A 23,676-nucleotide genomic window follows, 5' to 3' on the forward strand; every position below is an offset into this window, starting at 1 on the left:
ACAAATTAAAATGCTGGATTTCAATAGGAATCCAGCATTTTTGTTTCGCGCTATTTTTCGCTCACGTACTATCATTTGTGAACCTTTAACTAGGAGTAAGCATGGCATACAACGACAAGTTTAGATTGAGTTGTCACGCGGTGATATTGCGAGAGGGCATGGATGAGATGGAAGTTTTACTATTGAAAGCAACCTACGGTGCTTGCTCATGGGGCCTGCCCGGTGGTGCGTTAGAGCCAGGAGAGACTATTCATCAAGCGCTTATTAGGGAATGCCAAGAAGAGCTTGGTTTGTGCATCAATGTTCAATATCTGTCGGGAGTTTATTACCACAGCTCTTATGACTCTCAAGCATTTATTTTTCGCTGTGAAATTGATAAGTCAGCGGTAATCACATTGAGTGAAGAGCATTCAGAGTACCAGTTTGTCGCCATATCCTCGCTCTCGGCGGTGCAGAAAGCGAGAGTACTTGATTGCATTGAATTTACCGGTGCTGTGATTAGCCGTAAGTTTTAATGGGCTTGTCCTCTGCAACCCGTTCAGCATTTTTCAAGCAAGGCTCTTCATTGGCCTGAATGCTCTTAATATAATGTTCGCCAATTTTTAGTAGCTCGTCTAAAACGACGGGTTTGCTAATCAAAAAGCCTTGGGCGTAGTCACACATCATAAAGCTCAATTCATCAAACTGTTCTTGGGTTTCTACCCCTTCGGCTATGACTCGGATCCCCAGTGCATGAGCCATTTCAATGGTAGCAATAATGAGCTCTTTACTGGTGTCGTCAGTGTTCATGTCTTTGATAAAGCTACGATCGATTTTAAGGATCTGGAATGGGTATGTACGCAGATAACTGAGCGATGAATAGCCGGTACCAAAATCGTCCATCGAGATACAAAACCCTGCTTCACTCAATGCCATTAAAGCATCAAGCGTATAAGCATGGCCACTGAGCAATACCCCTTCAGTTATCTCTAGTTCCAAATCCTTAGGTTGCATTCCTAACTGACAAACACTGTCATTGATAAGCTGGACTAGATTAGGGTTTCTAAACTGTCTTGGTGACAGGTTGATAGCGATTCTAAAGTCATCATTAAAGGTCTGCTGCCAAGTATGAGCCGTCTCGAGCGCTCTGTGCAGAATAAATTCGCCCATGGGTTCAATCACACCCGTTTGCTCAGCAATAGGGATAAACTCGGCTGGTGAGACATTGCCCAGTACTGGGTTATTCCACCTAAGTAGTGCTTCCGCGCCCATAATGCTGCCATCGCGAATATCGAGCTGAATTTGATAATGAACTTGCAGTTCGCCTCGTTCAAGCGCGCCGTGGATCTGCTCTTCAATCGCTAAGCGGCGAGAAACTTCTTTATTCATTGCATGGGTGAAGTAGGAGTAGGTATTACGACCAATACTCTTAGTGTGGTACATGGCGGAATCGGCATTTCGCAGCAATTCTGACGGCGTTTTGCCGTCGTTAGGGTAAATCGCGATACCAATACTTGCGGTTAAAATGAGTTGGCGGTTATCGATGTAGAAGGGCTTTCTAAAGCCGCCAATAAGATTTTCAGCTAGGGGTTGCGCATCATTAGCACTGGAGAGTCCGTCGAGAAGAATGATAAATTCATCGCCACCTAGGCGGCCAACGGTATCCTCTTTTCGGGTCGCTTTCATTAGACGGTCGGCAGCAGTGATCAGTAGCTGATCACCGGCCTCGTGGCCTAATGAATCATTAATTTTTTTAAAGTCATCTAAGTCTAAAAAGATCACAGCCAGCATTTTACCACTGCGCTCAGAGGCATCGACCAACTGCTCTAGTCGTCTTAGTGCGAGGAAGCGATTAGGGAGATCTGTTAGCGCGTCATAATGTGCTTGGTGGCGAATTAATGCTTCTGACTCTAAACGTTCACTATTATCGTGAAAGGAGATCACCGCCCCCATTTTGTTATCGTTTAGCATCATTGGATGTGACCAATATTCGACTGGGAAGCTGCTGCCATCAGCTCGCCAGAAATGATCCTCTTTGAGATTTTCATCGCGTTTATTTTCTTGCTCGATAATCGAACTGACAATAGCGTTAACGTCGTCAGGATTTTGGTGAATTAGACTGCGCATGTTGCAGGCGATGAGCTGTTCTTCGCTACGGTAGCCAAGCAGTTTCACACACTGGGGATTAGCAAAAATGCAGCGTCCATTTTCGTCGACACCATAAATGGCTGCAGCTGCAGAGTCCAAAATAGCAGTTAGAAGATGGTTCTTGCCAAGGATAGTTTGCTGGTTATGCTGCTCTTTAGCTGAAATTTCTTGCAGGCGACTAAACATATGATTGAGTTCAACCTCCAGATCGCTTAATTCACCATAATCACCGATCCTATTACGAGTATTAAGATCGCCATTTGACCAACGTCTTACACAATTTGTTAGATGGCGAACTCGTGGTGTAATTGACAACAGTTGGAATAAGCTGACACTTAACACTGCGACATTGGCTAAGCAAAACAGGCTGACGACAAATACAAGCGTCATATCTAAAGAGGGTTTAGCGATATATAGATAGATCACTAAACTAAGGGATATCACGCTGATGAATGAAAGGGTTAGCTGCCATGGCTTTAGTGTGTATCGTTTCATTGTTAGCATACGCATTTCCTAACCTTGAGTTGTAAAAACAGCACTGCTTCCGCTGATAATTCAGAAGAGGTATTGCAGCTTTATTGCTGTCTTTCTTAAAAATAGTTTTGCTTTGAGATAATCAACGAAATCGCCAAACCGCCCTGAAGCTCCATCACTAGAGGGCTTTTTGGCAGGCAAAAATCGTGAAATGCATAAAGTAGTGTCTAGCAAGGGATAACACCTATTTAGGTGTCTAAATATGTAGGTGTAAGAGCTGTGATTGAAATTTGCTGTAGAGGTCATTTTAATCCTTTAAAATATAAGAAATCAGTCCGTGATCGCTTGCCTTGCCTGAATAAGTATAGGATCTAATTTGTTAAACAGGAAACAAGCAATTTAGCGATAAAATATCTATCTGAATGATAAGTATTTTTCACTGGTTAGTTTGCTCTTTTTCGATAGAATCCACTAAATTGATTCTGAGCCTAATCGCCAATAAATGAGTATGAGTTGAATATGAGTATTGAAAGAATTGAAACAGGCAGTCGAATGAGTCGTATCGTGAAGCATAACGGTACCATCTATCTGTGCGGCCAAGTTTGTAAGGATGCAGAACAAGGGATTACTGAACAGACAAGCTCTATGCTGGAAAAAGTCGATACGCTGCTCGCGCAAGCGGGTAGCGATAGAGAACACATCTTATCGGCGACTATTTACGTAAAAGATATGCAGTACTTTGCCGAAATGAATGCCGTTTGGGATGCTTGGGTGCCTGAAGGTCATGCGCCAGCACGAGCTTGTGTGGCGGCTAAAATGGCTCGCGAAGCACTGCTAGTGGAAATATCAGTGGTAGCAGCGGAGAAAGTGTAAGGCAACATTGCGGCTATTTTACAGTTAAGTACTGCCAGTTTTTATCGGCTATAGGATTGAGGTTCTGATATACTGCCAGCCTGATTTTTTTGGAGGCAATAATGGACGTATCTTCTTTACTAGACGGCCTAAATGACAAGCAGCGTGAAGCCGTAGGCGCGCCGCAATCTAGCATGTTAGTGTTGGCTGGAGCGGGTAGTGGTAAAACTCGAGTGCTAACACACCGAATCGCTTGGCTAATGCAGGTCGAACAGCAAAGTCCTTACGCTATTTTAGCGGTAACGTTTACCAATAAAGCAGCTAAAGAGATGCGTGAGCGCGTCGAGAAAGTCGCTGGTGGTAATATGAGCCGCATGTGGATTGGTACCTTTCATGGTTTAGCCCACCGATTACTGCGTACCCATTATAAAGATGCTAATCTGCCACAAAGCTTCCAAATTTTAGATTCTGATGATCAACTACGACTGATCAAGCGCATTCTAAAAAGCCTAAACTTGGATGAGAAACAGTATCCACCAAGGCATGCTCAAGGCTATATCAATGGCAAGAAAGACCTTGGTCTTCGCCCATCGCATATCGATGCGGGTGGCTTTCCTATTGAGCAAAACTTACTGAAAATTTATCAGGTTTATCAAGACTCTTGCGACCGCGCAGGTCTGGTCGATTTTGCCGAGATCTTACTGCGCGCTCATGAGCTGTGGCTCAATAAACCGCATATTCTCGACCACTACCAAGACAGGTTTAAACATATCTTGGTGGACGAGTTTCAAGATACCAACGCCATTCAATATGCTTGGATCCGTGTACTCGCGGGCTCGAGCGCTAACGTAATGATAGTGGGTGACGATGATCAATCTATTTATGGTTGGCGTGGCGCTCAAGTTGAAAACCTGCACAAGTTCTTAGGCGATTTCCCTACTGCTCAGACTATTCGCTTAGAGCAGAACTACCGCTCTAGCGCCAATATTCTTAACGCCTCTAACGAACTGATCGCTAACAACCCTGATCGTATGGGTAAAAAGCTTTGGACCGATGACAAAGATGGTGAGCCGATAGGGCTTTATTGTGCCTTTAATGAAATGGATGAAGCGCGCTTTATTGTGGGGCGGATTAACGATTGGCAGGATGAAGGTGGCAAGTTAGCAGATTGCGCCATTTTATATCGCTCAAATGCGCAATCACGCGTGTTAGAAGAAGCCTTGCTACACAAGGGAATCGCTTACCGCATCTATGGCGGTCTACGATTCTTCGAGCGCCAAGAGATTAAAGACGCCATGGGTTACTTAAGGCTCATCAGTAATAAAAATGATGATGCCGCCTTTGAGCGTGTAGTGAATACACCTGCGCGCGGTATTGGCGGTAGAACCTTAGAGATAATGCGTACTACTGCACGTCAGCAAGAGCTTACCCTGTGGGATGCTTGTGTGCGATTGCTAGAGGAAAAAGTGCTCAGCGGCCGAGCGGCCAATGCCGTGCGTGGTTTTATGGACTTAATCGTCGCGCTAAGAGTTGATACTGAAGAGCAGTCTCTGCACAGGCGCACCGACCATGTGATCCAAGCGTCTGGCCTTAAGTTGATGTATGAAACTGAAAAGGGTGAGAAAGCCAGAGCACGTGTTGAAAACTTGGAGGAGCTGGTCACTGCAGCGCGCAGTTTTGTTGTACCTGAAGAGCTTGAAGATATGGGCGAGCTTGATGCTTTCCTGTCTCACGCAGCACTAGAAGCGGGTGAAGGCCAAGCCGACGAGTTTACCGATGCGGTGCAGCTAATGACATTACACTCAGCCAAAGGTCTTGAATTCCCTATGGTATTCATGGCGGGGGTTGAAGAGGGATTGTTCCCCAGTCAGATGGCAATCGATGAAGGTGACCGCCTCGATGAAGAGCGACGCCTTTGTTATGTCGGTATGACCCGAGCGATGCAGCAGCTCTACATAACCTATGCCGAGTCTCGCCGTATATATGGCCGGGAGAGCTTTGCTAGGCCATCACGCTTTGTGAAAGAGATCCCCGAGCAATTTGTACAAGAGATCCGTATGCGCACCCAAGTATCGGCGCCGGCAGTAAGCACACGCTTTAGCAAACAGGACAGCTCTTTTAACGAATCAGGTTTCAAAATTGGCCAAAAAGTGAATCATCCAAAATTTGGTGAAGGTACTGTTACCAATTACGAAGGCAGTGGCCCACAGGCGCGAATTCAGGTCAATTTTTATGATGTTGGCAGTAAGTGGTTAGTGATCGCTTATGCTCGGCTAGAGAAGCTATAACTGGGCTATTTTTAGCGGATTAGCGATAGCAGTTGAATACTGATTCAGCTCAGTCATAATGCAGAGACATCCCAAGCCAAAAGGAGTTAAATTGGTTTGGGTATTAATTAAAGGCCGAAGACGTTTTAGGAGAGCCTAGTAAAATGAATTTAAGGGATAAATTGGATGTCTATCTGCGACTAAGTCGTATGGATCGTCCTATTGGCACCTTGCTGCTAATGTGGCCTTGTTTAATGGCATTATGGTTTGCCGCAGGTGGGATGCCTGACATTAAGGTGCTAGTTATTTTTGTCATTGGTGTGGTGGTGATGCGTGCTTGTGGCTGTGTGATTAATGACTACGCTGACCGCAATCTTGATGCACATGTTGAACGCACTCAATCTCGCCCATTAGCCAGTGGTGAAATCAGCAGCAAAGAAGCGCTAATCGTTTTTGTGGTTATGGCGCTGTTTGCTTTTTGCTTGGTGTTATTACTCAACCCGCTAGTGGTCAAGCTATCAGTAGTTGGCATCATTCTTACTATCATCTATCCGTTTACCAAGCGCTACACCAATATGCCGCAGATGTTCCTTGGCACGGTTTGGAGTTGGTCGATTCCAATGGCTTATGCCGCACAAACCGGTACCGTTCCGGCTGAAGCTTGGTGGCTATTTGCTGCGAATTGGTGTTGGACGGTTGCTTACGACACCATGTATGCCATGGTTGATCGTGATGATGACCTCAAAGTCGGCATTAAATCGACGGCTATTTTATTTGGTAAATATGACCGACAGATCATCGCAACCTTTCAATTCGCCGCCCTTGCATGCTTTATTATTGCTGGGTTAATTGCTGAACGTGGCGTGATTTACGCCAGCGGTATTTTTGCTTTTATCGGCTTCGCACTATACCAGCAAAAGCTTATTTTTGGCCGCGAAAGAGCGCCTTGCTTTAAAGCATTTTTGAATAATAACTGGGCCGGTATGGCACTGTTTATTGCGCTTGGATTAGATTATTTAGTTTTTTAATTATTGTACCAATTATCTCAGTATCACTGAGGTAATGATAAGTTCATCATTATAAACGCCTTCCATCTGAAGGCGTTTTTTTATGGCCAGCTGCCGCACTGAAAAACGGGCATTGCTGTGCCCAACCTTGCTTGAACATTTGCAGAACTGTCTATACTTAATGTGTCATGGGTAACCTACATAGGCCATTTGGTCTTCATTTTACCATCCACTTAAAGCGTTACCCCATCGATACTATGGCGACAAACAAAAGGAATTGTTTGCATGGAGGAGAGCATATGTCGTATTGGGTAACTAGCTTCGATTCGAGCCAATGGGCCGACTATGAATTAGCACTGTTGATGGTCGCCATTCTTATCTTGGTTATTTGGATTTGCGTATGTTTGTTTAAGCCTCAAGGGGCTTTACGTTGGACCGCAGCGGTATTGAGCTGCGTTGTGCTTAGTGGCGTGTGCCTTACAAGCCGAGTCGACGCACTGCAGTTAAGTTCGTTGTTAACTAAAGGGCAGAACATCGAGGTACTCGATGGAAGTTATCGTTACGGACGTTATCATTTCCCCCATAATTCAGCTCACGGCGTCGACTTTCGAGAGATCCATATTGGCGGGCGGATATTAAAGCTGTATCACGCTGGGTATCTTGAGCATACTCGCTGCTATCGCAGTTTTTATAACAGTAATGAGTTCGATGACAATGCCCAGCTACGTTTATACATACATTGGTATGAACGTGAAATCGAACATAACAGCGATACCGTAAAGATTAGAACCCCATGTATTCTGCGCATAGAGCAGCTTGGTACTGAAGCTGCCTAATTGACTTTTTCGCTGACGCCATTGTTAAGGTTAAACAACCAGTAAAGCCCCTGTATGGCGCTCGTCGGAAAAGCCGTTTCATGGCTCGCTTCGTCGATAATCAGCAACTTGCTATTAATGCCTCTCGCCGTATTTTTTGGGCTATTAATGCTGTCGATCGTTGTTTTAAACTGCTGCGCATCAGCGACCATATCAAAGTTTGAAAAGCCGCCATCGCGATTATGTTCTAGTGCGCCAATCCCAATAAAGACGTTGGCTTTTATGTTGAACAAGGTCTTTTTTTGCTGCTTCATTACCTCAAATATCATCTGTTTATGCCACCAAAATGATGGGCTGCCGAGCACATAGTTACGAAACAACTCAGGCTTTTTAAGCAGAATATAACCGCCTAACAGCCCACCTAAAGAGTTACCAACAAAAGTGCGTTGTGTAGGCTCTGCTCTGAAATGCTGCTGCATATAGGGCAATATTTTGTGTTGTAGAAAGGCAATATGCCTATCGGCACCACCAGTCTGTTTTTTCCAGCTTCTGTCAATGCTTGGGGTAAAATCTCGCACTCGGCTCTTGTCGCCTCGAAGGCCATTTTGCCATGAGATCCCAACTAATATCGCCTGCTGCATTTTATTCGAGTTCATTGGAAAGCGAGTCGCACCTGAGACAATTTGAAAGGCATACATAGCGTCGGTGATATAAATAACGGGGTAGTGTTTAGCCTTATTGCGCTCTGCGCTATAGCCTTTAGGTAGCTTAATATAGAGCTCATAGCTTCTATCGCTATCTTGCAGCGCCACGGTTTGGGTTCGAGGAATGGTAAACGCAGTATTATCGTCAGCGCTGGCGCTTGTTAATGCCGATAACATTAGCAAGCTAATGAGAGCCAATAAAGAACCTGAGAGGGAGAGTAACTTAAGCAAAAGACTGCTTCCTGAAGAATGACTATGAACGGCTAAACATACGCGCAATGTATCGGATTTGGTAGTACTAACATTAGTTTACACTTAAGTTGTGGTTGTCTGCGGGCTTCACTTTCAATTAACGCGATATATGGGTACGTTAAGTGAGCAGTTGAACAGGAATAACAATCATCATAATCGCAGGGAGCCAATATGCGGCGCAGCGTAAAATTCAGGATAAGCTTTTTAGCACTGGCCATTATCAGCTATGTGTTAGGGTTCAACACTCTTCCAGACACCTTATTAACTGATATTGATGAGCTCAAACTCGCCGCAGTAGCAGGTCTCTACTTTGTGATTTTGCCAATCTTCTATTGGTTGTGGATAATCAAAGCAGGCCAACAGAAAGCGTGGAAGTTGCTGCTTATTTTTAGTCTAAGTGGCTTGATGGCTAGACTCAGTTTTCCTGCCGAAATTGCCAGCTATTTTGAATTTATCATGTGGTTTAGGTACCCGATTATTGCCATATTGCTCGTCATTGAGCTGTACTTGATGGTCAGTATTGTTAAAGGACTTTGGCAAGCGCGTAGTTTAAAAGGCGACCCTAGAGTTCATATTGTTGAAAAGTATCAAGACGAAGATGACAAGAAGCGCTCTTTAGCATTGGTGTTGGCGTCAGAGCCTGCAAGTTGGTACTACGCCATCCCTTGGTTTACCCGGAATCATGTTGAGAGTGATCATTCAATAGCGCTGTTATCAGGCAAGCCTTGGGCATGGTTGCTGATGTTAATCGCAACGATTGCGTCTGCTACCGTGGTGTATCTACTACTGGCGCAGTGGAGTGAGTTAGTGGCGATTATCATCTCCAGTATTATCGCTTACGGGGTTATTTTTATTACTGCCAACTACCGAGTTTCTCGCCATTACTCTGTTTATATCCAACAGGACAAACTGGTCATTAACAACAGCATGTGGGGCTTTTTGGCTATCGATATAAATGATATTGCAGAGGTCGAAGTTGGCGAGTGGCACAAACAAACCCAAGACTCAGAACTACTAAGCGTAGGCCGTGGTAATAGCGCAAATTTACAACTTAAATTTAGCCAACCGCAGACTTACTTTGGTGCACTCGGTCAGTTGCCCGAGCAGATAGAGGAGCTTAAATTAGTCGTCAGTGACCCACAAGGTTTAGCTGCTGAGCTTGAGTTATTGCGCTCAGAGGACGTTGAGTTGTCAAATATTGAAGTTGCCAAAGCGGGCTGATTGTGAGCTGGTAAATGGCTTTTATCTGTTTATGGTAATTGGTTTTTCTAGCTTAGTTTTGGACAAAAGTTTGTTGGTGCTTAAAGCACTTCTGCATCTAAAAGCCAAACCAATCAAACTTCGTTTGATGTAAGGTCGTGGCGCTTCGTCCATTCTTGCAACAAAGAGTCGAACCAAGGGGCAAAGCGCTTGCGCCCGCTCTTGATTTCACATGAGTCATTCCCTCAGCGCCCCAGACGAAATTGTCTCCCTTGTACTTATTCGAAATAACCTAACGCTTCCGATGGGACATCTGACGTAAATGGATTTACGAATGCCGTGATGGCATGGTCAATGATGTTCCCGACATCATATAGACATTTCCCATATCCATATGGGTCAGATGCCAAAGAACGGCCTGTCCCGCGAAAGCTATGCCCACGTCTGATAGGCTGGATGCCTGAATGTCTTAAAGTGCATGGATGCACGAGAAAGACCGTGTGGGCATTACGGACTTTGGCTTATAAAGAGTCTTCAACGCACTTCGGCAACTCCGATGGGGAGTGGGTGTATTGGGTGAGTCTGTAATGGCTGTTAGTCACTAAATATCTGCCCAACGGGCAAGCTCATTATTGGCCAGGAATGCTTTAGAGCTAAAGATCTGCGAATGATGAATTTAATTAGGGAAAATATGACAAACAGGTATGCGGTAGCGGCTACAACAAGGCGTACCCCACCGAACTAGCAAAGCGTACCGAACTTCGTACCAAAACCGCCGAGTGTAACGTATAACCTTGATTGCTTTGTTATAATTTCAATTCGATACGCCTAAGTATTTTATAGCTGAACGTGTAATACGAAAGATTCGGCTTCCATTAGAACCTCGATCAGGTATCAAAAAACCTAGTTTCACAAGTTGTCCCAAGTCATCTTCAATGAAACGAGGCTCGCTAATTTCAATAGACTCAGAAGCATCCATAAGGATAAAACTCGTTTGATTACAAGTAACATCGATAATTGAGCTACCGCCAGATTTATCTATTTGGCGAATGACAGATATAGCCTGTTGTGACAATTCTATATTAGGGTTTATTGCAGAAGATATATTTTTAAAACCATTTATCTGAGATGCCAGCTGCATCATTGATTCATCGAGAATATTCAACTGCTTCATCACAGCATCATGATTCTCTGACAAGAGCGATTTTATACCTAATCCCAGTAGATGATTTGAGTTAATTTCAGTTATCGTTTGCTTATGCCTTTTGCTCTCTAACCACAGCATAAATTCTTTAAATTCATCATCTGAAGTAGCTCTGCGTTCAGATTTAAAGTTACAGATAAGCCCAATAATAGTTGCAAACCCGCCTGCTAAAACTGTTGGTTCCATCAAAACCTCCTATAAATCATAACGGCTTATTCATTAGTCGCTCGATAACGTTCTTAGCAACTCGTTATTTTTTTAACAAACTATCACTGCTAAGGTATTGCTGTAAATAGATAATATCTAAGTTTAAGCTATATGCTTTTCGGCATCTTAAGTGGGTAGATAAAGCCTAGGATTTTCAATGAACTCACAGAATCAAATCTCCCCCGTTGGAAATTTTGTTTTTTAAATTTCGCCGGGGCGCTGAGGGATTGTCAAGGGGCGCAAGCGCTTTGCCCCTTGGCTCGGGTGTGGGCGAAGCGCCACGACTTTGATTTGGGTTTTGATTTAGGTTTTGATTTTAAAGCTTGATGCCTAACTAAATCATTCTTGATTAAAAGTGAATGACACCCTAACTAAAACTAAACAACCCAATTAAGATTAAGCTTTAACGAGCTTATCTAAATCCGCTGGACGATAGTAAACCGATTTAAGCACCTTACCTTGGCGAACAATCTTACCCGCCATATCAACATCTTTAGCGCATTTAGCGATAATGAAATCACCTTTTGTGCTACCAACAATCTCTACGCCTTGCTCAGCGTAAAAAGCAACTGTCTCTGCTAGCTCTTGCTCGTTGCGACACACTTTGCTCATGTTGCTTGAGTGCACTTCATCCCAGCAAGTCACAAAGTCGATTTCACGGTTTTTAGCCACATGTAAAAGTAGATCTATCACATAGCTGATCTCAACACGATCAGTCAATTGAGTTGCACCTAAATGCACTAAACGCCCCATTAAGACATAAACGGAGTCGACAATCGCGTCAGCTTGTTCCACTCGGCTGTCGGCTTCTGCAAGCTCTGTTAGCTCTTCGATAGCAAGGGAGGTGTGCAGAGTATCGGCTTTATCATCCAGTGTTGATTCATCTTCAATCGGCAAATCAAAGGTTGCCCGAAACTCTCTAATATCACGGTAAAGGTGGTCGTAGAGTGGTTGATCTAAAGCAGATAGTTTCATTGGTATTGCCCTTGGCGCTAATATTCAAAAATTGACGCCATAGTAAAGAAATGAGCTTAAAAATGAAAGCTTGGTCTATGAGTGAGTGGACTCAAGCCTATGTTGTTATTTTAAGGTCTTGGAATGAGTCAGTTAATCCTCGTTAAGGCCTGAAAAAAGAAATGCCATGATAGTGGTTAAAATACCCACTTCAACATCTTTATTGGTGCTTTGCTGGCCATTAATATTGTGTGCATCTTGCTCTTCTCTCGCTTCACGTGCCCTGTCTGCACCTGTAATGAAAGGTTCTGCAACGGATTGAGTTTGTTGCACACTGCATCCCGTTAAGGCTGGCGTAACCAATAACATGGCAACAAACAGACATGCGGCTGTTGCAGGTTTACTTATGCTGCTGACTACAAATTTGTTATGTGCTTTTGACATCATTTAGCTCTCTATTTTTAAGTGCTCAATAACCGGAGAGGTCAGCTCATTGAGTAGTGGCTGCAGTGAATCTGCGCTGATATCTAATGCTTGCCAGCCATCGGTGCTCATAATCTCTAATGAGGTGATGTGAATTGTGGGCTGAACCGCACCATTTGGCATGTTCACGGCTGAGCTGCCAGCGATTCTAAAGATGCCTTTTTCGGTCGTAAGGCGACTGATATTAAACACTTGCATTGCGGCAGCACTTTTTCTGAATGATGCAGCTCACCATAAAATAATTGTCCGCACAATGAAAGAAGATACAGGTTTGTTAGGATAATTTTTAACTTGAGCCACTTTTTTCTGTTTCGAGAAATTATTTTGTAAATATGTCTGCCAGCTTTAAAAGCTATATTTTTTGCATAATAAGTTGTCACGGCGTGGCTAGATTGAATGGTTAGTCTGTTCTGCAGCGGACGTAGGTATTGTTGAAAGGGGGGCTGAAGCTAGTTGGCTGGACGCTGATGTTGCATTTATGTAAGGATTGTCGGCTTGCTAAATCAGTTGCCCGTCTTAGAGGCGATATAACATAGCAAAAGATAACAATAATAAAAGGATGTTGTATGACCTCAAATAATGACCCGAGTCCGTCCCCTACAGAAGAAAAGCCGCAACACAGGTTACCTTCGTTATTCGATGCACTGGTGCCTATCATCGCGCTGGTGATCATGTTGACCGCTGCGGTGTACCTATTCTCATCTGATAGCTCTTATGGTGCCAACCAGATAGCATTGATCATGGCGGCGTGTATTGCTTTGGTGATCGGCTGGAAAAACGGTTATAGCTGGAACGAGATGGAGAAGGGGATTGTACGCAGTATTGGCGTGGCAACCGGTGCTTTACTGATCCTGTTTACGGTTGGCTCGCTAATTGGTACCTGGATTTTAGCTGGTACAGTGCCGACGATGATCTACTACGGCATGTTGATCCTCAATCCTGAATATTTCTATGCGGCTTGCTGCCTATTATGTGCCGTGGTTGCCATCAGTATCGGCAGCTCTTGGACTGTTGCGGGCACCTTAGGTATTGCATTAGTGGGCGTGGCATCAGCCATGGGGCTCAGTGTTGAAATTACTGCCGGTGCCATTATCAGTGGCGCTTACTTTGGTGACAAAATGTCACCAATGTCAGATACCACCAACTTAGCTCCTGCGGTGGCGGGCACTGATATTTTCTCTCATATACGCCATATGGTGTGGACTACCGTACCGAGTATTATTATTGCGCTGATTATCTTTTTGTTTATTGGTTTAAACAGTGAAGCGACGACCAACAGCAGCAACTTTGAAACCACCTTGTCCTTGATAGAAGCCCAGTTTGCACCGGGCTTACATCTGTTATTACCATTGTTGGTGGTATTGTTCCTCGCATATAAGAGAATGCCGGCGTTTCCAACGGTAATTATTGGCACTATTGCTGGTGCTATCTGCGCTGCAATCTTTCAGTTTGATGGGGTGGTTGCACTGGCACAAGATGACACGCTATTACCTGTGGTTGCATTGGTGAAAGGCATTTGGATAGCCATGTTTAACGGCTATAGCGCTAACACTGGTGATGAAGTACTGGATAGTTTATTAAGCCGCGGCGGTATGAGCAGTATGATTAATACGGTGTGGCTGATCTTATGCGCAATGACGTTCGGTGGCATCATGGAAGTGACAGGCCTACTTAAACGGATACTGCAGGGCATTTTAGTTGGGGTTAAATCAAGTGGTAGCCTAATTATTACCACCTTAGCCAGCTGTATTGGCGCTAACTTAATCACCGCCGATCAGTTTATTGCCATCGTATTGCCGGGACGTATGCTAAAAGTAGAGTACGCCAAGCGTGGTTTGGCACCAGTGAATCTGAGTCGGGCATTGGAAGATTCAGCCACTATTACCAGCCCACTGATCCCTTGGAATACTTGTGGCGCCTACATGGCGAGCACCCTTGGCGTTGCGACGATCGCCTATCTGCCTTACGCATTTTTTAACTTAGTTTGCCCGTTTATTAGCGCCGCTTATGCTCATTATGATTTTAAAATTGAGCGTTTAGAGCCTGAATTGGAAGAGGCCATCGCGTAACTATTTTGACTGTCAGATAAGGCTGAGTATTTTAAAATACTCGGCCTTTTTTATGATGATTTAGTTGTCTATTTGCCACTGTCTTTGGTTGTTCATCTCGGTGATCAACACTTGGAAGCTATGTTGATTGTGCAGGTAATCAAAGCTTGGGTGAAGTAGTAATAATTCGCTGCTAAGTAAGCCCTGATTAATCGCCTGGATCAGGTAGCGCAAGCTATTATCAGTCTGTTGTTGATGGGCGTAAATAAGCGCCAATGACAAGCTGTCTTCTGCTCTGTCTGAGCCGTTAGTGAGCCGGAGTTTGTATTGCTCAATCAGTGAGGGGGCGGCGAGATCTTGCTGGCTTAGATAAAGCAGCAATTTGGCATGTTGGCGAGTATGGTTGTTGCTGCTGTTAATGTATGGGGCAATCGTTTTAGCGGCCAGTTCAAATTGCTGTTGATAGAGATAGCTTTGCGCTAGAGCGTAGTGATATTGGAACTGCTGTGGTTGTGACAATAGCAACTGGCTAAAGTGACTTTGCACCGCAGTTAATTGCCCCTGTTGCAGCAGCCAAAGCCCAAGCGTGGTGTTGCCAAGCACTGAATCAGGTTGCAGCAACAGTGCCTTGTCGAGCCATTCTCGAGCTTGTGAGTATTGAGTGAGTGCGAGTAAGGTTTGTGCCTTGTGAACCATGCTGACACTGTTAGTGTTATCTCTATCGAGTGCCTTATTGTTCCAATACAACGCACGTTGTAACTGCCCCATTTCACGATAAATAAAACCTAAGTTCGACATGGCTTCGCTAAAATCGCTTTGCTTTTGCAGCGCTTTTAGGTTGGCATTGGCAGCTTTGGTTAACCAGCCCCTATTATAGTAAGCCAGTCCTAGCGCTTTATAAGCTTGAGCCAAATTGGGATCGAGTGCTATCGCTTTATAGGCGGCATCTATGGCTAACTGTTGCCAATGATCGTCACCACCAAACTGAAATACCCCTTGGCTGTAGGCATCTGATAAACCAGCATAAGCTTTGGCCATATTAGGATTGATCTCTATAGCGGATTTGAACAGTTTGATAGCATTTAAGTTATCTGCTTGTCGATAGCGATGATAGTAATCTAGGGCTTTACGATACAGTTCATTATCAAAGCCTTGGGCTTGTTGTTCTGCCATGGTCTCGCTGACCGATTTGGGAATATTATGGCTAGAGGAGATAAGCAGGGCGATGCAGGCAAACAGTACCACAATAGTAGCAAGCCCCAGTGAGGTGGCCTTCCAGAATAAGGGATACCCTTGGCCAGCATTAGGGCTAACATAGCTATCATTGGCTAAGCTTAATTTTACGCCTAAAGAGGAGTCGGCAATCGGCGTTTTCTTTATCTCGCCGATCATGCGGTAACCACGGCCTCTGATCGCTTCGATATATTTAGGCTGTGAGGCATTATCTCCTAATGCTCGTCTGAGTAGCTTTATCCGTTGCTTTAATGTTTCATTGCCTACTACTGTATCGGGCCAGACCTTTTCGACCAGTTGTTGTTGGCTCAATATTGCAGGAGCTGCCTTTAAAAGCGTACAAAGTAGCTGATAGCTTAACCAAGGCAGTTTAAGTTCTTCGGCGTCATTGCGAACAAGCGTTCCAAGTTGGGTGTCTAACTTAAAGTCAGCAAATTGGTAGTGATAATTGATAGTGCCATCCTATAGCGTGCCCAATGGTTGAGCTTATCTTGGTAAATGATATCTGCTGCATATTTACCACTTGAATGCAGTGAGTCTTAGCATCTGCCTTAGCCGCTTGAGCCTATACTAAATGTTTACTTTACCCATGTTTCACCAACTGACAACCGCTTTCACCAAACTTCACCAAGATTTACTGAGTGCTTCACCATCTGTTTTTCGGGTTTTTCTGAGGTGATCAACAAAAAAAGCCCTGTTAGTTTACACCAACAGGGCTGCTCTATAGATATGTTGAGCTAGAGCATAGCGAGGAAAGGATTAACGTTTAGCGTATTTGTCGATGAGCTTTTCTAAGTAGGGCTGGACATCTTTATCACCCCAGTCGAGGTAGCCACGTAAAAAGCCAATCAGGTTGCCTGAACCGTCAAATACATAAGTGGCAGGTACGATATCAGCCGGCATCACCTGGCCGATGTTCATTTCAGGGTCTAGCCAAGTTTGGTAGTAACTAAGGTCGTGCCGTTCTAGGAATGCCGCCACTTTATCGCTCTCTTCATCAATCGATATCGGCAGCACAACAAGGTCGTTATTGATGTTGGTTTGACGAATTGCTTCCATCTGTGGGATCTCTTTAATACAGGGGGCGCACCAAGTCGCCCACAGGCTCACAAGTACCACTTTGCCATCAAATTGTTTGAGGTTTACAGCGTCTCCTTTGGTATCACTAAAGCTAACATCGGGCACCTGTCTTGCTGCACTCATCTCGACAAATCGAGACATGATCATCGGTTTTTCAATTGGCTCGCCGGTATCGTAAACTTTATTGGTAGGAACCGATGCCTGCGTAGAAAAAACCAGACCTAAACTAAGGCTGATAAAAGCCACAGAGGAGAGTAGTCGCTGTTTGGCATTAAAGCCTTTATGCATAAGTGACTTAGTCATGTGAAGTATCCTGAGTATTTTTCGAAACAATAAGTGTTGGTTGAATAAAAATGAATCCGCCTATAAGCACTATAATTACTAGGCCTAGTGGCAATAGCCAAAGTACAGCGGTATTGCTATTTAGCGACGGCATATAGCGGATCTTGTCGCCATAGCGGGCAACCATAAAGTCGATAATGGCCGCTTTAGATTGCCCCTCCTCTAACATTAAAAATATCTGCCCTTTCAGTTCACTGGCGATCTGGCTTTGCGAGTCGAACAGGTTTTGATTGACCGCCATCGGGCAGCGCAGTTCTCTAGCTATTTCAAAGCCGATGATCTGCTTTTGTTGTTCGTTGTAGTGGGTTGGTGCACTATGTTCTTGAGCAAATACAGTGATACAGATAAATAGCTGCAGCAACCCTAACACGGCAGTTGTGAAGAGCTTTACTGCAATCATATTATTGAGTGAGTCGCTAGGCAGTTTCATTACAAAGCTCCTGATGCTGGCGGGACTTTACAGCGGAATTAACCAAACTACGCTTGGTAAGAAACATGGTACTTAATCCACCAAGCATCATTAGCAGCGCACCTAGCCATATCCAGTTTACTAGTGGTTTATAGCTTATTCGGATGAGGTATTCGTTGTCATTAAGATGGTTATTGTCAGTCAGTTTCTGCCCCATTGAAACATAGAGATCGCCAAATAAACCGCTGCGAATACCTGCCGCTGACATTTGCATCCCATTGGTTTTAAAGGTTTGCCTTTGAGGGTAGAGGTAGGTGACGAAATTATCTTGGCTATCTACCACTCTGATCTGTGCTTGAATCGCACTGTAGCTGCGATGCTCTACTGCTTGAGTCTCTTCATAGATAAAGCTGTAGCCACTTAGTGTTTTTCCTTGGCCAGGCCCCATCCGAAGTAGCTCTTCTGTTTCAAAGTTTGATACCAAAGTGGCGCCCAGAACTGACACTGCAACGCCCAAATGCGCAATACACATGGCGTAAAAGCGTATTGAGGAGCCGCAGCTACCATTGTTTACTTCATATTTTCTAAAAGCGACCCGTTGCACGACCGCAAGCCCTGTGGCACTCATGATCCATAACGCAGAGAACAGGCCTATTAACAACCAAATATTAAATAGAGCTTGCATCATTAGGGTAGCTATTAGCGCCATAGTCAAACATATCGCTGCTAATATTAGCGCCACTTTTAGTTTGTTGCTTGATTGCCATTTTAGTAGTGGTGCAAAGCCCATGAGTAAAAATATAAGCGCAGCAATAGGTACAAAGATACTGTTGAAGTAGGGCGCTCCCACTGAAATAGTTTGACCGGTAATGACTTCAAAAATGAGTGGGTAGCAGGTGCCGAGTAGCACTGATATTGCCGCAACCACCAACAGCATATTACCAAATAGAATTGAACTTTCTTTGGATAATAGTGAGAAGCCAAGCGGTGCTGATTTTATTTTTACTCGCTGGGCAAACAACGCTAATGCAGAGCCTGAAAATACAATCAATAGGATGAGTATTGACAAACCTCGGGTTGGATCGGAGGCAAAAGCATGTACTGATTGCACCACACCTGAACGGACTAAGAAGCTCCCGAGTAAGCTCAATGAGAATGCCAGTATGGCGAGAAAAATACTGCAGGAACCTAGTATTCCGCGTTTGGCTGTCAGTAATATAGAGTGCACCATGGCTGTTGCCACTAACCAAGGGATAAAAGAGGCATTCTCTACAGGATCCCAGAACCACCATCCACCCCAACCCAGTTCGTTGTAAGCCCACCAAGAACCAAAAGCATTACCACCAGTCAAAAATACCCAAGCGAGAACCGCCCAAGGCTGGAGGTAGCGAGCATATTGCTGACTAAGACCACCAGACAGTAAAGCGGCAATAGCACCAGCAAAGCAGATGGTTAATCCCACATAGCCAAGAAACAGCAAGGGCGGATGAATAATAAGTCCAATGTCTTGCAGTATAGGGTTGAGATCTCTGCCTTCAATTGGGATATCAGGCAGTAACCGCGTAAAAGGACTAGAGGTAAAAAGCAAAAATAGGCAAAACCCAAATATCAGTAAAGCGGCAACGGCAACAAGCTTATGGTGGAAATGTTGTTCGGTCTTGGGAGCACGGTTAATAATAAAGGCTGTCCAAACCGCTATCGATACTACCCAGAAAAGCATTGAGCCTTCATGCGAGCCCCAAACAGCAGCTACCTTATATAAGGTAGCTAGTTGAGTGTTTGAGTTATTGGCGACATAGGCGACAGAAAAATCATTAACTAAAAAACAATAGGCGAGTACTGCTATTGCAGTTATTAAAGTAAAGCACATCAATGTTGCTAATGGCTTGGTGTAACTTAATAGGTATTCACTATCTAACTTAATACCCGTAACAGTTACAACGGATAATATAAGTGATAACGAAGAAGATATTATTAATAATATTAAGCCTATCTCTGGGATCATGTCTGCGCCTATTTATTAATTTTAAGCAGTGAAATAAATACATTCTGCTCAGTTTTAATTGTTTGTGTTCATTTGTTGTGCATATATAAATATGTTTTTCTATTTTTAAATTAAGCGTTTTATTGACTTGTTCTTATCCTAAGGTACAAAAACATGGATTAATGAGAGGCACCTCAAACTCTATAACCGCCAAACAGGCGACTACAACTTTTAATATGTAAATTGTGTTCTTCAGCATTTTTTAGATCTAAAAATTACTGTTTTAACTCATGAAAACTTATCACCATGAAGTCATATCTTGTTGTTATTAAAGGATTAAAAGTCTTTTACAACTAATCACAACTAATGCGTTTTTTTATGTGCTCTAGCGCATGTTTTTTCTATTAATAATCAGGAGAATAGCAGTTGCTCAGTTGTTTAAGTCGTTCGGTGAACGGTTAGGTTTTGTAAAACATGTTTGATTTATTACGGCAGGCTTAGCTGGATAAATAGCAAATCGGTGAAGCTATTTATAGGTTGAGTAAAGTATAAATTAAATATGATGCGTTAAAAGTACCAACAAAATTCAAAGAATAAAACTGATGATAAGTAGGAGTGAATGATGAGACGATGGAAACACAAGGTAGCATTAAGCGTGCTGTTTTGTTTTGGTGCCATTGCTAATGTGAACGCTGCTGGCGGTAAATACAACAGCGTACCAGAAATGGGCAAGACAGCTAAAGAGATGATTGCTGATTACCAGGGCACAGAGAAAGTTAACGGTGTTAAAACTCTGCAAGACTACGTTGTCCAGGAGGCGGAACTTTTCGATTTTCTATTCGAAAACCATCCTGTATTTAAATATCAAGAGTCAGGTAACTTAGTGGGTGATTACCACATTAGTGACCGTGGTGAAGAGTATTTTGATACTGGACATAGCCCGAAATATAGCAAAATAGATGGAAAACCTCGCTCCATTCAATACCGTTTAGGGGCAAAATCAATTCTTGATTACCCTAACAATTTTGTTGGTCCAGAAAAATGTGCTGAATGTCATGCCGCTCAATATGAGAAGTGGAAACGTTCACGTCATGCAAAAACAATTCGTTTCCCTGGTGAACATCCAGAAGTGGATAACGATATCGAAAAAACCATGTATGGCACCAAAGATACCTCTATTTTGCCAGACGGTATCACCCCGGACATGATCTACGCCACAGTCGGTACTCCACGTACTAAATACGGTTTCATTGATGCTTGGCTAGTACGCGGTACTTACCACATTGAAGGCGGCTTGCTGCGTGATGGCAGCGGTAAAATGGTGGCAGGTGCTAACCAGTTCTCCCGCGGTTGGGCTGAGTGGTTAACCGACGATATGGCGAAGAAAATTAACGACGTCATTCCAGAGTTTCCACTCACAGTGGCTGACTTCGGTGATTCTGGCTCTCATCAAAAAGGCATGAGCTCTTACGGTGCTAAATACCGTAAAGAGATGCTGTTCCAGCCTGCATCGTCTTACTGTGAAATTTGTCATACCTTCAAATTTGACTTCCAAGACAAGCAAGAGTTCTTTGACGCCTTGGGCGACCCTAAAAAGCTGCAAGAACATACCATTTCTAAAGGTATTGCTTGTGAAGAGTGTCATGGCGCTGGTGGTCACTTAGATGGCGGTACTGGTGGCATGCAGTCTAACTGTGAACGTTGTCATCAACGCTTCCAATACGACCCAACAATGACTGAAAGTGCTGCTGAAAAAGGTAAGCCTGAGTTAGCGTTCGGCGTGAAGATGAAGTCTCTATGTCCATCTTGTGGTACCGAAGGTTCACAGATGTTCGGCTCAAAGCATTACGAAAAAGGCATGCGTTGTACAACTTGTCATGATCCACATGAGGTGACTGACGGTGATTGGATGTCTGGTATCACTAAGCCGAAACTGAAAAAAGACTGTAAAGACTGTCACGAAGCTCAGACTTTGATTGCTGAAAATACTAAGACTCACAGTGAACAAACTTGTCAAAGCTGTCACATGCCTAATATGGGTAGCTGTGAAAACTTCAAGGCGATGCAGTTCCCTGACCAAGCTGGTTTTGATGCGGTTCGTAAGTCTCACATGTGGAAGATTGACGTCGACCCAGTTCGTAAGACACTGAATCCACCAGAAGGTGAGCCTCGTACTCAAGGTCCTGATGCTGGCAAAGGTTGGACTGTTGCTAAGAACGAAGACGGTCGTACTTACCTTGACTTAATGTGGTCTTGTGCACGTACAGCGATTTCAGATCATGACGTAGTAGAAAACAAAGGTTGTCATAGCCAGTTCCAATCAGAACTTGAAACAGGCCTGCACTATGAAGACCAAATGGAAATCTACGGCGAAGTAATGAAATGGCAGACACCTATCAAAGAAGTATATGGCCAAGTTGAGCAAGCGTTAGTGCGTATTGACCAACTACTTGAAGTGACCAAGCTTCCTACGGAAGACAAGACTCAAGTGCTACTTCTTGCTGAGAAGGCGCAACAGGCTGTTGAGCTAATCAAGAAAGATGGTTCTTGGGGGGTACACGGTTTCCGTTACAGCCAGAAACGTCTAGATGCCGCGCTAACTTATGTTACTCAAGCGCAGAACATCCTTGATGGTTCAGGTTACAAAGCTAAATAAGCGATAAGCCTTTAATGACCTCGACACTGAACTAAGTACCAGAAGGTGTCGAGGTATTAAGAGAGGAACGAGATGAAAAAAGCACTTGGTCAAATACTGGTAACACTGACATTAGTCGCAAGTTCGGCAAACTGCTTAGCAGGTGGCGGTAGCGAAATGGCACCAGCACCAAGATATGAGCATCAACTCAATACTATCACCATGCGCGAAGCTGAGATGTTATTAGAGCAAGGTGGAGTGACTTTCTTTGATGTTAACACTTTGGAGTTATGGGCTGAGGGATACATTCCCGGCGCTATCTATTTCAACATTCAAGATTGGAGAACGCTACTACCTGAAAAGAAAGACACACCGATGGTTTTTTACTGCGCCAACCGTATCTGTAACGCCAGTGAGATTGCTGCCAGGGCGGTAATGAAAATGGGTTATACCGATGTGAAGCAGATGCCAGATGGGATATATGGCTGGCGACTATCAAACCGAGTGATTGAAAAACCATAGAAGATGGATCTTTGGCAATCAATTTCGTGAATATTAATTTTCCTAAATGAGATGATAAAAATGACAAAAATTACTAAAACTTCACTAGCTGTTGTAGCAGGTCTTTCACTGTTTATTTCTGCAAGCAGCATGGCAAATACACCACTCAATACTGAGGTTCAAAAAGAGTCATACAGTATTGGCGCCTCTTTAGGCAAGTATCTTTCTAGTCAGATCTACTCTCAAACAGAGCTGGGTGCCGAAGTGGATGTTGAGCGAGTGATTGAAGGGGTGGTTGATGCCCTTAAAAACAAATCACAATATTCAGATGAAGAGATTTTAACTTATCTGAATCAACGCGCAGAGCAATTAAATGCTGCTAAAGAAGCGGCTAATGAGCGCATCGCATTAGAAAACATGACCGCAGGCAGTAGTTACCTCGCCAATCACAAGAAACAAGACGGTGTCATCGTTACCGATTCTGGTTTGCAGTATCAAGTCGTTGCAGAAGGAGAGGGGCGTAAACCTAACCCTGAAGACGTGGTTACTGTGCACTACAAAGGTTACCTGATAGACGGTACTGAGTTTGACAACTCTTATGCGCGTGACGAACCAAACCGCTTTGCACTCATGAGTGTTATTGAGGGCTGGCAGGAAGGGATCCCGCTGATGAATGAAGGAGCGACCTATAAATTCACCATCCCATCAGAGCTTGCCTATAGCACAAAGCAGGTAGGCATTATTCCTCCGAGCTCGACCTTAGTGTTCGAAGTTGAGCTGGTTAAAGTTGAAGCGCCAGGAGAGAACGCGCACGGCATGGGTCTTAGCGGCATGGGCATGGGTGGCATGATGGGGTCGGGTAGCGGACATTAGTCGCCACGCATCCAATAAGTTAAAA

Annotated in this window: 20 protein-coding genes; 10 read left to right on the forward strand and 10 right to left on the reverse strand. The window is 44.0% G+C overall.

The annotated features are described in order from the left end of the window. Window positions 1–101 precede the first annotated feature (101 nt). The gene (locus tag L2730_RS09415; protein WP_248974354.1) at window positions 102–515 is read left to right on the forward strand and encodes an NUDIX domain-containing protein; all 414 of its coding nucleotides are present in this window, start codon (window positions 102–104) and stop codon (window positions 513–515) included. On the opposite strand, the gene L2730_RS09420 is transcribed toward L2730_RS09415, so the two are convergent. Then, window positions 499–2,631: a putative bifunctional diguanylate cyclase/phosphodiesterase gene (locus L2730_RS09420; protein WP_248974355.1), complete on the reverse strand. Its 2,133-nt coding sequence runs from the start codon at window positions 2,629–2,631 to the stop codon at window positions 499–501. The two genes, L2730_RS09415 and L2730_RS09420, sit on opposite strands and share 17 nt — an antisense overlap. Window positions 2,632–3,120: 489 nt before the next feature. Between L2730_RS09420 and L2730_RS09425 the strand changes: the two genes are divergently transcribed. The 4 genes from L2730_RS09425 to L2730_RS09440 all read left to right on the forward strand — a co-directional run bounded on the left by L2730_RS09425 (window position 3,121) and on the right by L2730_RS09440 (window position 7,563). Further along, the gene (locus L2730_RS09425; RefSeq protein ID WP_248974356.1) at window positions 3,121–3,474 is read left to right on the forward strand and encodes a RidA family protein; all 354 of its coding nucleotides are present in this window, start codon (window positions 3,121–3,123) and stop codon (window positions 3,472–3,474) included. A gap of 101 nt (window positions 3,475–3,575) precedes the next feature. Then, complete coding sequence (gene uvrD, locus L2730_RS09430; RefSeq protein WP_248974357.1) at window positions 3,576–5,741, forward strand: DNA helicase II; 2,166 nt, start codon at window positions 3,576–3,578, stop codon at window positions 5,739–5,741. Window positions 5,742–5,884: 143 nt separating this feature from the next. Continuing rightward, window positions 5,885–6,748: a 4-hydroxybenzoate octaprenyltransferase gene (gene ubiA / locus L2730_RS09435; protein WP_248974358.1), complete on the forward strand. Its 864-nt coding sequence runs from the start codon at window positions 5,885–5,887 to the stop codon at window positions 6,746–6,748. Window positions 6,749–7,026: 278 nt separating this feature from the next. Further along, on the forward strand, window positions 7,027–7,563 hold the full coding sequence (locus tag L2730_RS09440) for a hypothetical protein (protein WP_248974359.1): 537 nt from the start codon (window positions 7,027–7,029) through the stop codon (window positions 7,561–7,563). Here L2730_RS09440 and L2730_RS09445 read toward each other — a convergent pair. Next, on the reverse strand, window positions 7,560–8,477 hold the full coding sequence (locus L2730_RS09445; RefSeq protein WP_248974360.1) for an alpha/beta hydrolase: 918 nt from the start codon (window positions 8,475–8,477) through the stop codon (window positions 7,560–7,562). The two genes, L2730_RS09440 and L2730_RS09445, sit on opposite strands and share 4 nt — an antisense overlap. Before the next feature lie 192 nt (window positions 8,478–8,669). Here L2730_RS09445 and L2730_RS09450 point away from each other — a divergent pair, with 192 nt between their 5' ends. Next, window positions 8,670–9,719, forward strand: a complete 1,050-nt coding sequence (locus L2730_RS09450) for a hypothetical protein (protein ID WP_248974361.1) — start codon at window positions 8,670–8,672, stop codon at window positions 9,717–9,719. 793 nt (window positions 9,720–10,512) lie between these two features. Here the strand turns inward: L2730_RS09450 and L2730_RS09455 are convergent. The 4 genes from L2730_RS09455 to L2730_RS09470 all read right to left on the reverse strand — a co-directional run bounded on the left by L2730_RS09455 (window position 10,513) and on the right by L2730_RS09470 (window position 12,744). Beyond that, a complete protein-coding gene (locus L2730_RS09455; RefSeq protein WP_248974362.1) occupies window positions 10,513–11,088 on the reverse strand; it encodes a hypothetical protein in 576 nt (191 codons plus the stop codon). 417 nt (window positions 11,089–11,505) lie between these two features. Beyond that, on the reverse strand, window positions 11,506–12,084 hold the full coding sequence (locus L2730_RS09460; protein WP_020914631.1) for a nucleoside triphosphate pyrophosphohydrolase family protein: 579 nt from the start codon (window positions 12,082–12,084) through the stop codon (window positions 11,506–11,508). A gap of 132 nt (window positions 12,085–12,216) precedes the next feature. Continuing rightward, a complete protein-coding gene (locus L2730_RS09465; RefSeq protein ID WP_248974363.1) occupies window positions 12,217–12,510 on the reverse strand; it encodes a hypothetical protein in 294 nt (97 codons plus the stop codon). Further along, entirely contained in the window at window positions 12,511–12,744 is a 234-nt protein-coding gene (locus tag L2730_RS09470) for a hypothetical protein (RefSeq protein WP_248974364.1), read from the reverse strand. It lies immediately after the preceding gene. A gap of 368 nt (window positions 12,745–13,112) precedes the next feature. On the opposite strand from L2730_RS09470, the gene nhaC reads away from it, so the two are divergent. Next, the gene (nhaC, locus tag L2730_RS09475) at window positions 13,113–14,615 is read left to right on the forward strand and encodes a Na+/H+ antiporter NhaC (protein WP_220735574.1); all 1,503 of its coding nucleotides are present in this window, start codon (window positions 13,113–13,115) and stop codon (window positions 14,613–14,615) included. A 60-nt stretch (window positions 14,616–14,675) separates the two neighbouring features. On the opposite strand, the gene L2730_RS09480 is transcribed toward nhaC, so the two are convergent. From L2730_RS09480 to L2730_RS09495, 4 genes are all read right to left on the reverse strand, one after another. Continuing rightward, window positions 14,676–16,280, reverse strand: coding sequence for a winged helix-turn-helix domain-containing protein (locus L2730_RS09480; protein ID WP_248974427.1), 1,605 nt, complete (start codon window positions 16,278–16,280; stop codon window positions 14,676–14,678). 306 nt (window positions 16,281–16,586) lie between these two features. Next, window positions 16,587–17,210 (reverse strand): TlpA family protein disulfide reductase, encoded by a 624-nt coding sequence (locus L2730_RS09485; RefSeq protein ID WP_248974365.1) that lies wholly within the window; start codon window positions 17,208–17,210, stop codon window positions 16,587–16,589. Then, entirely contained in the window at window positions 17,203–17,679 is a 477-nt protein-coding gene (locus tag L2730_RS09490; protein ID WP_248974366.1) for a cytochrome c-type biogenesis protein, read from the reverse strand. Before L2730_RS09490 ends, L2730_RS09485 begins: the two co-directional genes overlap by 8 nt. Continuing rightward, window positions 17,666–19,663 carry a heme lyase CcmF/NrfE family subunit gene (locus L2730_RS09495; RefSeq protein WP_248974367.1) on the reverse strand — a complete coding sequence of 666 codons (1,998 nt, stop codon included), beginning with the start codon at window positions 19,661–19,663 and terminating at the stop codon, window positions 17,666–17,668. Before L2730_RS09495 ends, L2730_RS09490 begins: the two co-directional genes overlap by 14 nt. Before the next feature lie 601 nt (window positions 19,664–20,264). Between L2730_RS09495 and L2730_RS09500 the strand changes: the two genes are divergently transcribed. The 3 genes from L2730_RS09500 to L2730_RS09510 all read left to right on the forward strand — a co-directional run bounded on the left by L2730_RS09500 (window position 20,265) and on the right by L2730_RS09510 (window position 23,651). Next, complete coding sequence (locus L2730_RS09500) at window positions 20,265–22,298, forward strand: cytochrome c3 family protein (RefSeq protein WP_248974428.1); 2,034 nt, start codon at window positions 20,265–20,267, stop codon at window positions 22,296–22,298. Between the two features lie 72 nt (window positions 22,299–22,370). Beyond that, the gene (locus L2730_RS09505) at window positions 22,371–22,799 is read left to right on the forward strand and encodes a rhodanese-like domain-containing protein (RefSeq protein WP_248974368.1); all 429 of its coding nucleotides are present in this window, start codon (window positions 22,371–22,373) and stop codon (window positions 22,797–22,799) included. Between the two features lie 60 nt (window positions 22,800–22,859). Continuing rightward, on the forward strand, window positions 22,860–23,651 hold the full coding sequence (locus L2730_RS09510) for an FKBP-type peptidyl-prolyl cis-trans isomerase (protein WP_248974369.1): 792 nt from the start codon (window positions 22,860–22,862) through the stop codon (window positions 23,649–23,651). Window positions 23,652–23,676: the final 25 nt, after the last annotated feature.

It is taken from the genome of Shewanella kaireitica, assembly GCF_023284045.1.
Taxonomy (GTDB): domain Bacteria; phylum Pseudomonadota; class Gammaproteobacteria; order Enterobacterales; family Shewanellaceae; genus Shewanella; species Shewanella kaireitica.

Excerpts from the sequence above, each read along its gene's own strand:
- nhaC (WP_220735574.1), top strand. The coding sequence starts at position 13,113 with ATGACCTCAAATAATGACCCGAGTCCGTCCCCTACAGAAGAAAAGCCG.
- L2730_RS09415 (WP_248974354.1), top strand. The coding sequence starts at position 102 with ATGGCATACAACGACAAGTTTAGATTGAGTTGTCACGCGGTGATATTG.
- L2730_RS09500 (WP_248974428.1), top strand. The coding sequence starts at position 20,265 with ATGAGACGATGGAAACACAAGGTAGCATTAAGCGTGCTGTTTTGTTTT.
- L2730_RS09490 (WP_248974366.1), bottom strand. The coding sequence starts at position 17,679 with ATGAAACTGCCTAGCGACTCACTCAATAATATGATTGCAGTAAAGCTC.
- L2730_RS09470 (WP_248974364.1), bottom strand. The coding sequence starts at position 12,744 with ATGCAAGTGTTTAATATCAGTCGCCTTACGACCGAAAAAGGCATCTTT.
- L2730_RS09425 (WP_248974356.1), top strand. The coding sequence starts at position 3,121 with ATGAGTATTGAAAGAATTGAAACAGGCAGTCGAATGAGTCGTATCGTG.
- L2730_RS09510 (WP_248974369.1), top strand. The coding sequence starts at position 22,860 with ATGACAAAAATTACTAAAACTTCACTAGCTGTTGTAGCAGGTCTTTCA.
- L2730_RS09505 (WP_248974368.1), top strand. The coding sequence starts at position 22,371 with ATGAAAAAAGCACTTGGTCAAATACTGGTAACACTGACATTAGTCGCA.
- L2730_RS09465 (WP_248974363.1), bottom strand. The coding sequence starts at position 12,510 with ATGATGTCAAAAGCACATAACAAATTTGTAGTCAGCAGCATAAGTAAA.
- L2730_RS09460 (WP_020914631.1), bottom strand. The coding sequence starts at position 12,084 with ATGAAACTATCTGCTTTAGATCAACCACTCTACGACCACCTTTACCGT.
- uvrD (WP_248974357.1), top strand. The coding sequence starts at position 3,576 with ATGGACGTATCTTCTTTACTAGACGGCCTAAATGACAAGCAGCGTGAA.
- L2730_RS09495 (WP_248974367.1), bottom strand. The coding sequence starts at position 19,663 with ATGATCCCAGAGATAGGCTTAATATTATTAATAATATCTTCTTCGTTA.
- L2730_RS09455 (WP_248974362.1), bottom strand. The coding sequence starts at position 11,088 with ATGGAACCAACAGTTTTAGCAGGCGGGTTTGCAACTATTATTGGGCTT.
- ubiA (WP_248974358.1), top strand. The coding sequence starts at position 5,885 with ATGAATTTAAGGGATAAATTGGATGTCTATCTGCGACTAAGTCGTATG.
- L2730_RS09485 (WP_248974365.1), bottom strand. The coding sequence starts at position 17,210 with ATGACTAAGTCACTTATGCATAAAGGCTTTAATGCCAAACAGCGACTA.
- L2730_RS09420 (WP_248974355.1), bottom strand. The coding sequence starts at position 2,631 with ATGCTAACAATGAAACGATACACACTAAAGCCATGGCAGCTAACCCTT.
- L2730_RS09450 (WP_248974361.1), top strand. The coding sequence starts at position 8,670 with ATGCGGCGCAGCGTAAAATTCAGGATAAGCTTTTTAGCACTGGCCATT.
- L2730_RS09440 (WP_248974359.1), top strand. The coding sequence starts at position 7,027 with ATGTCGTATTGGGTAACTAGCTTCGATTCGAGCCAATGGGCCGACTAT.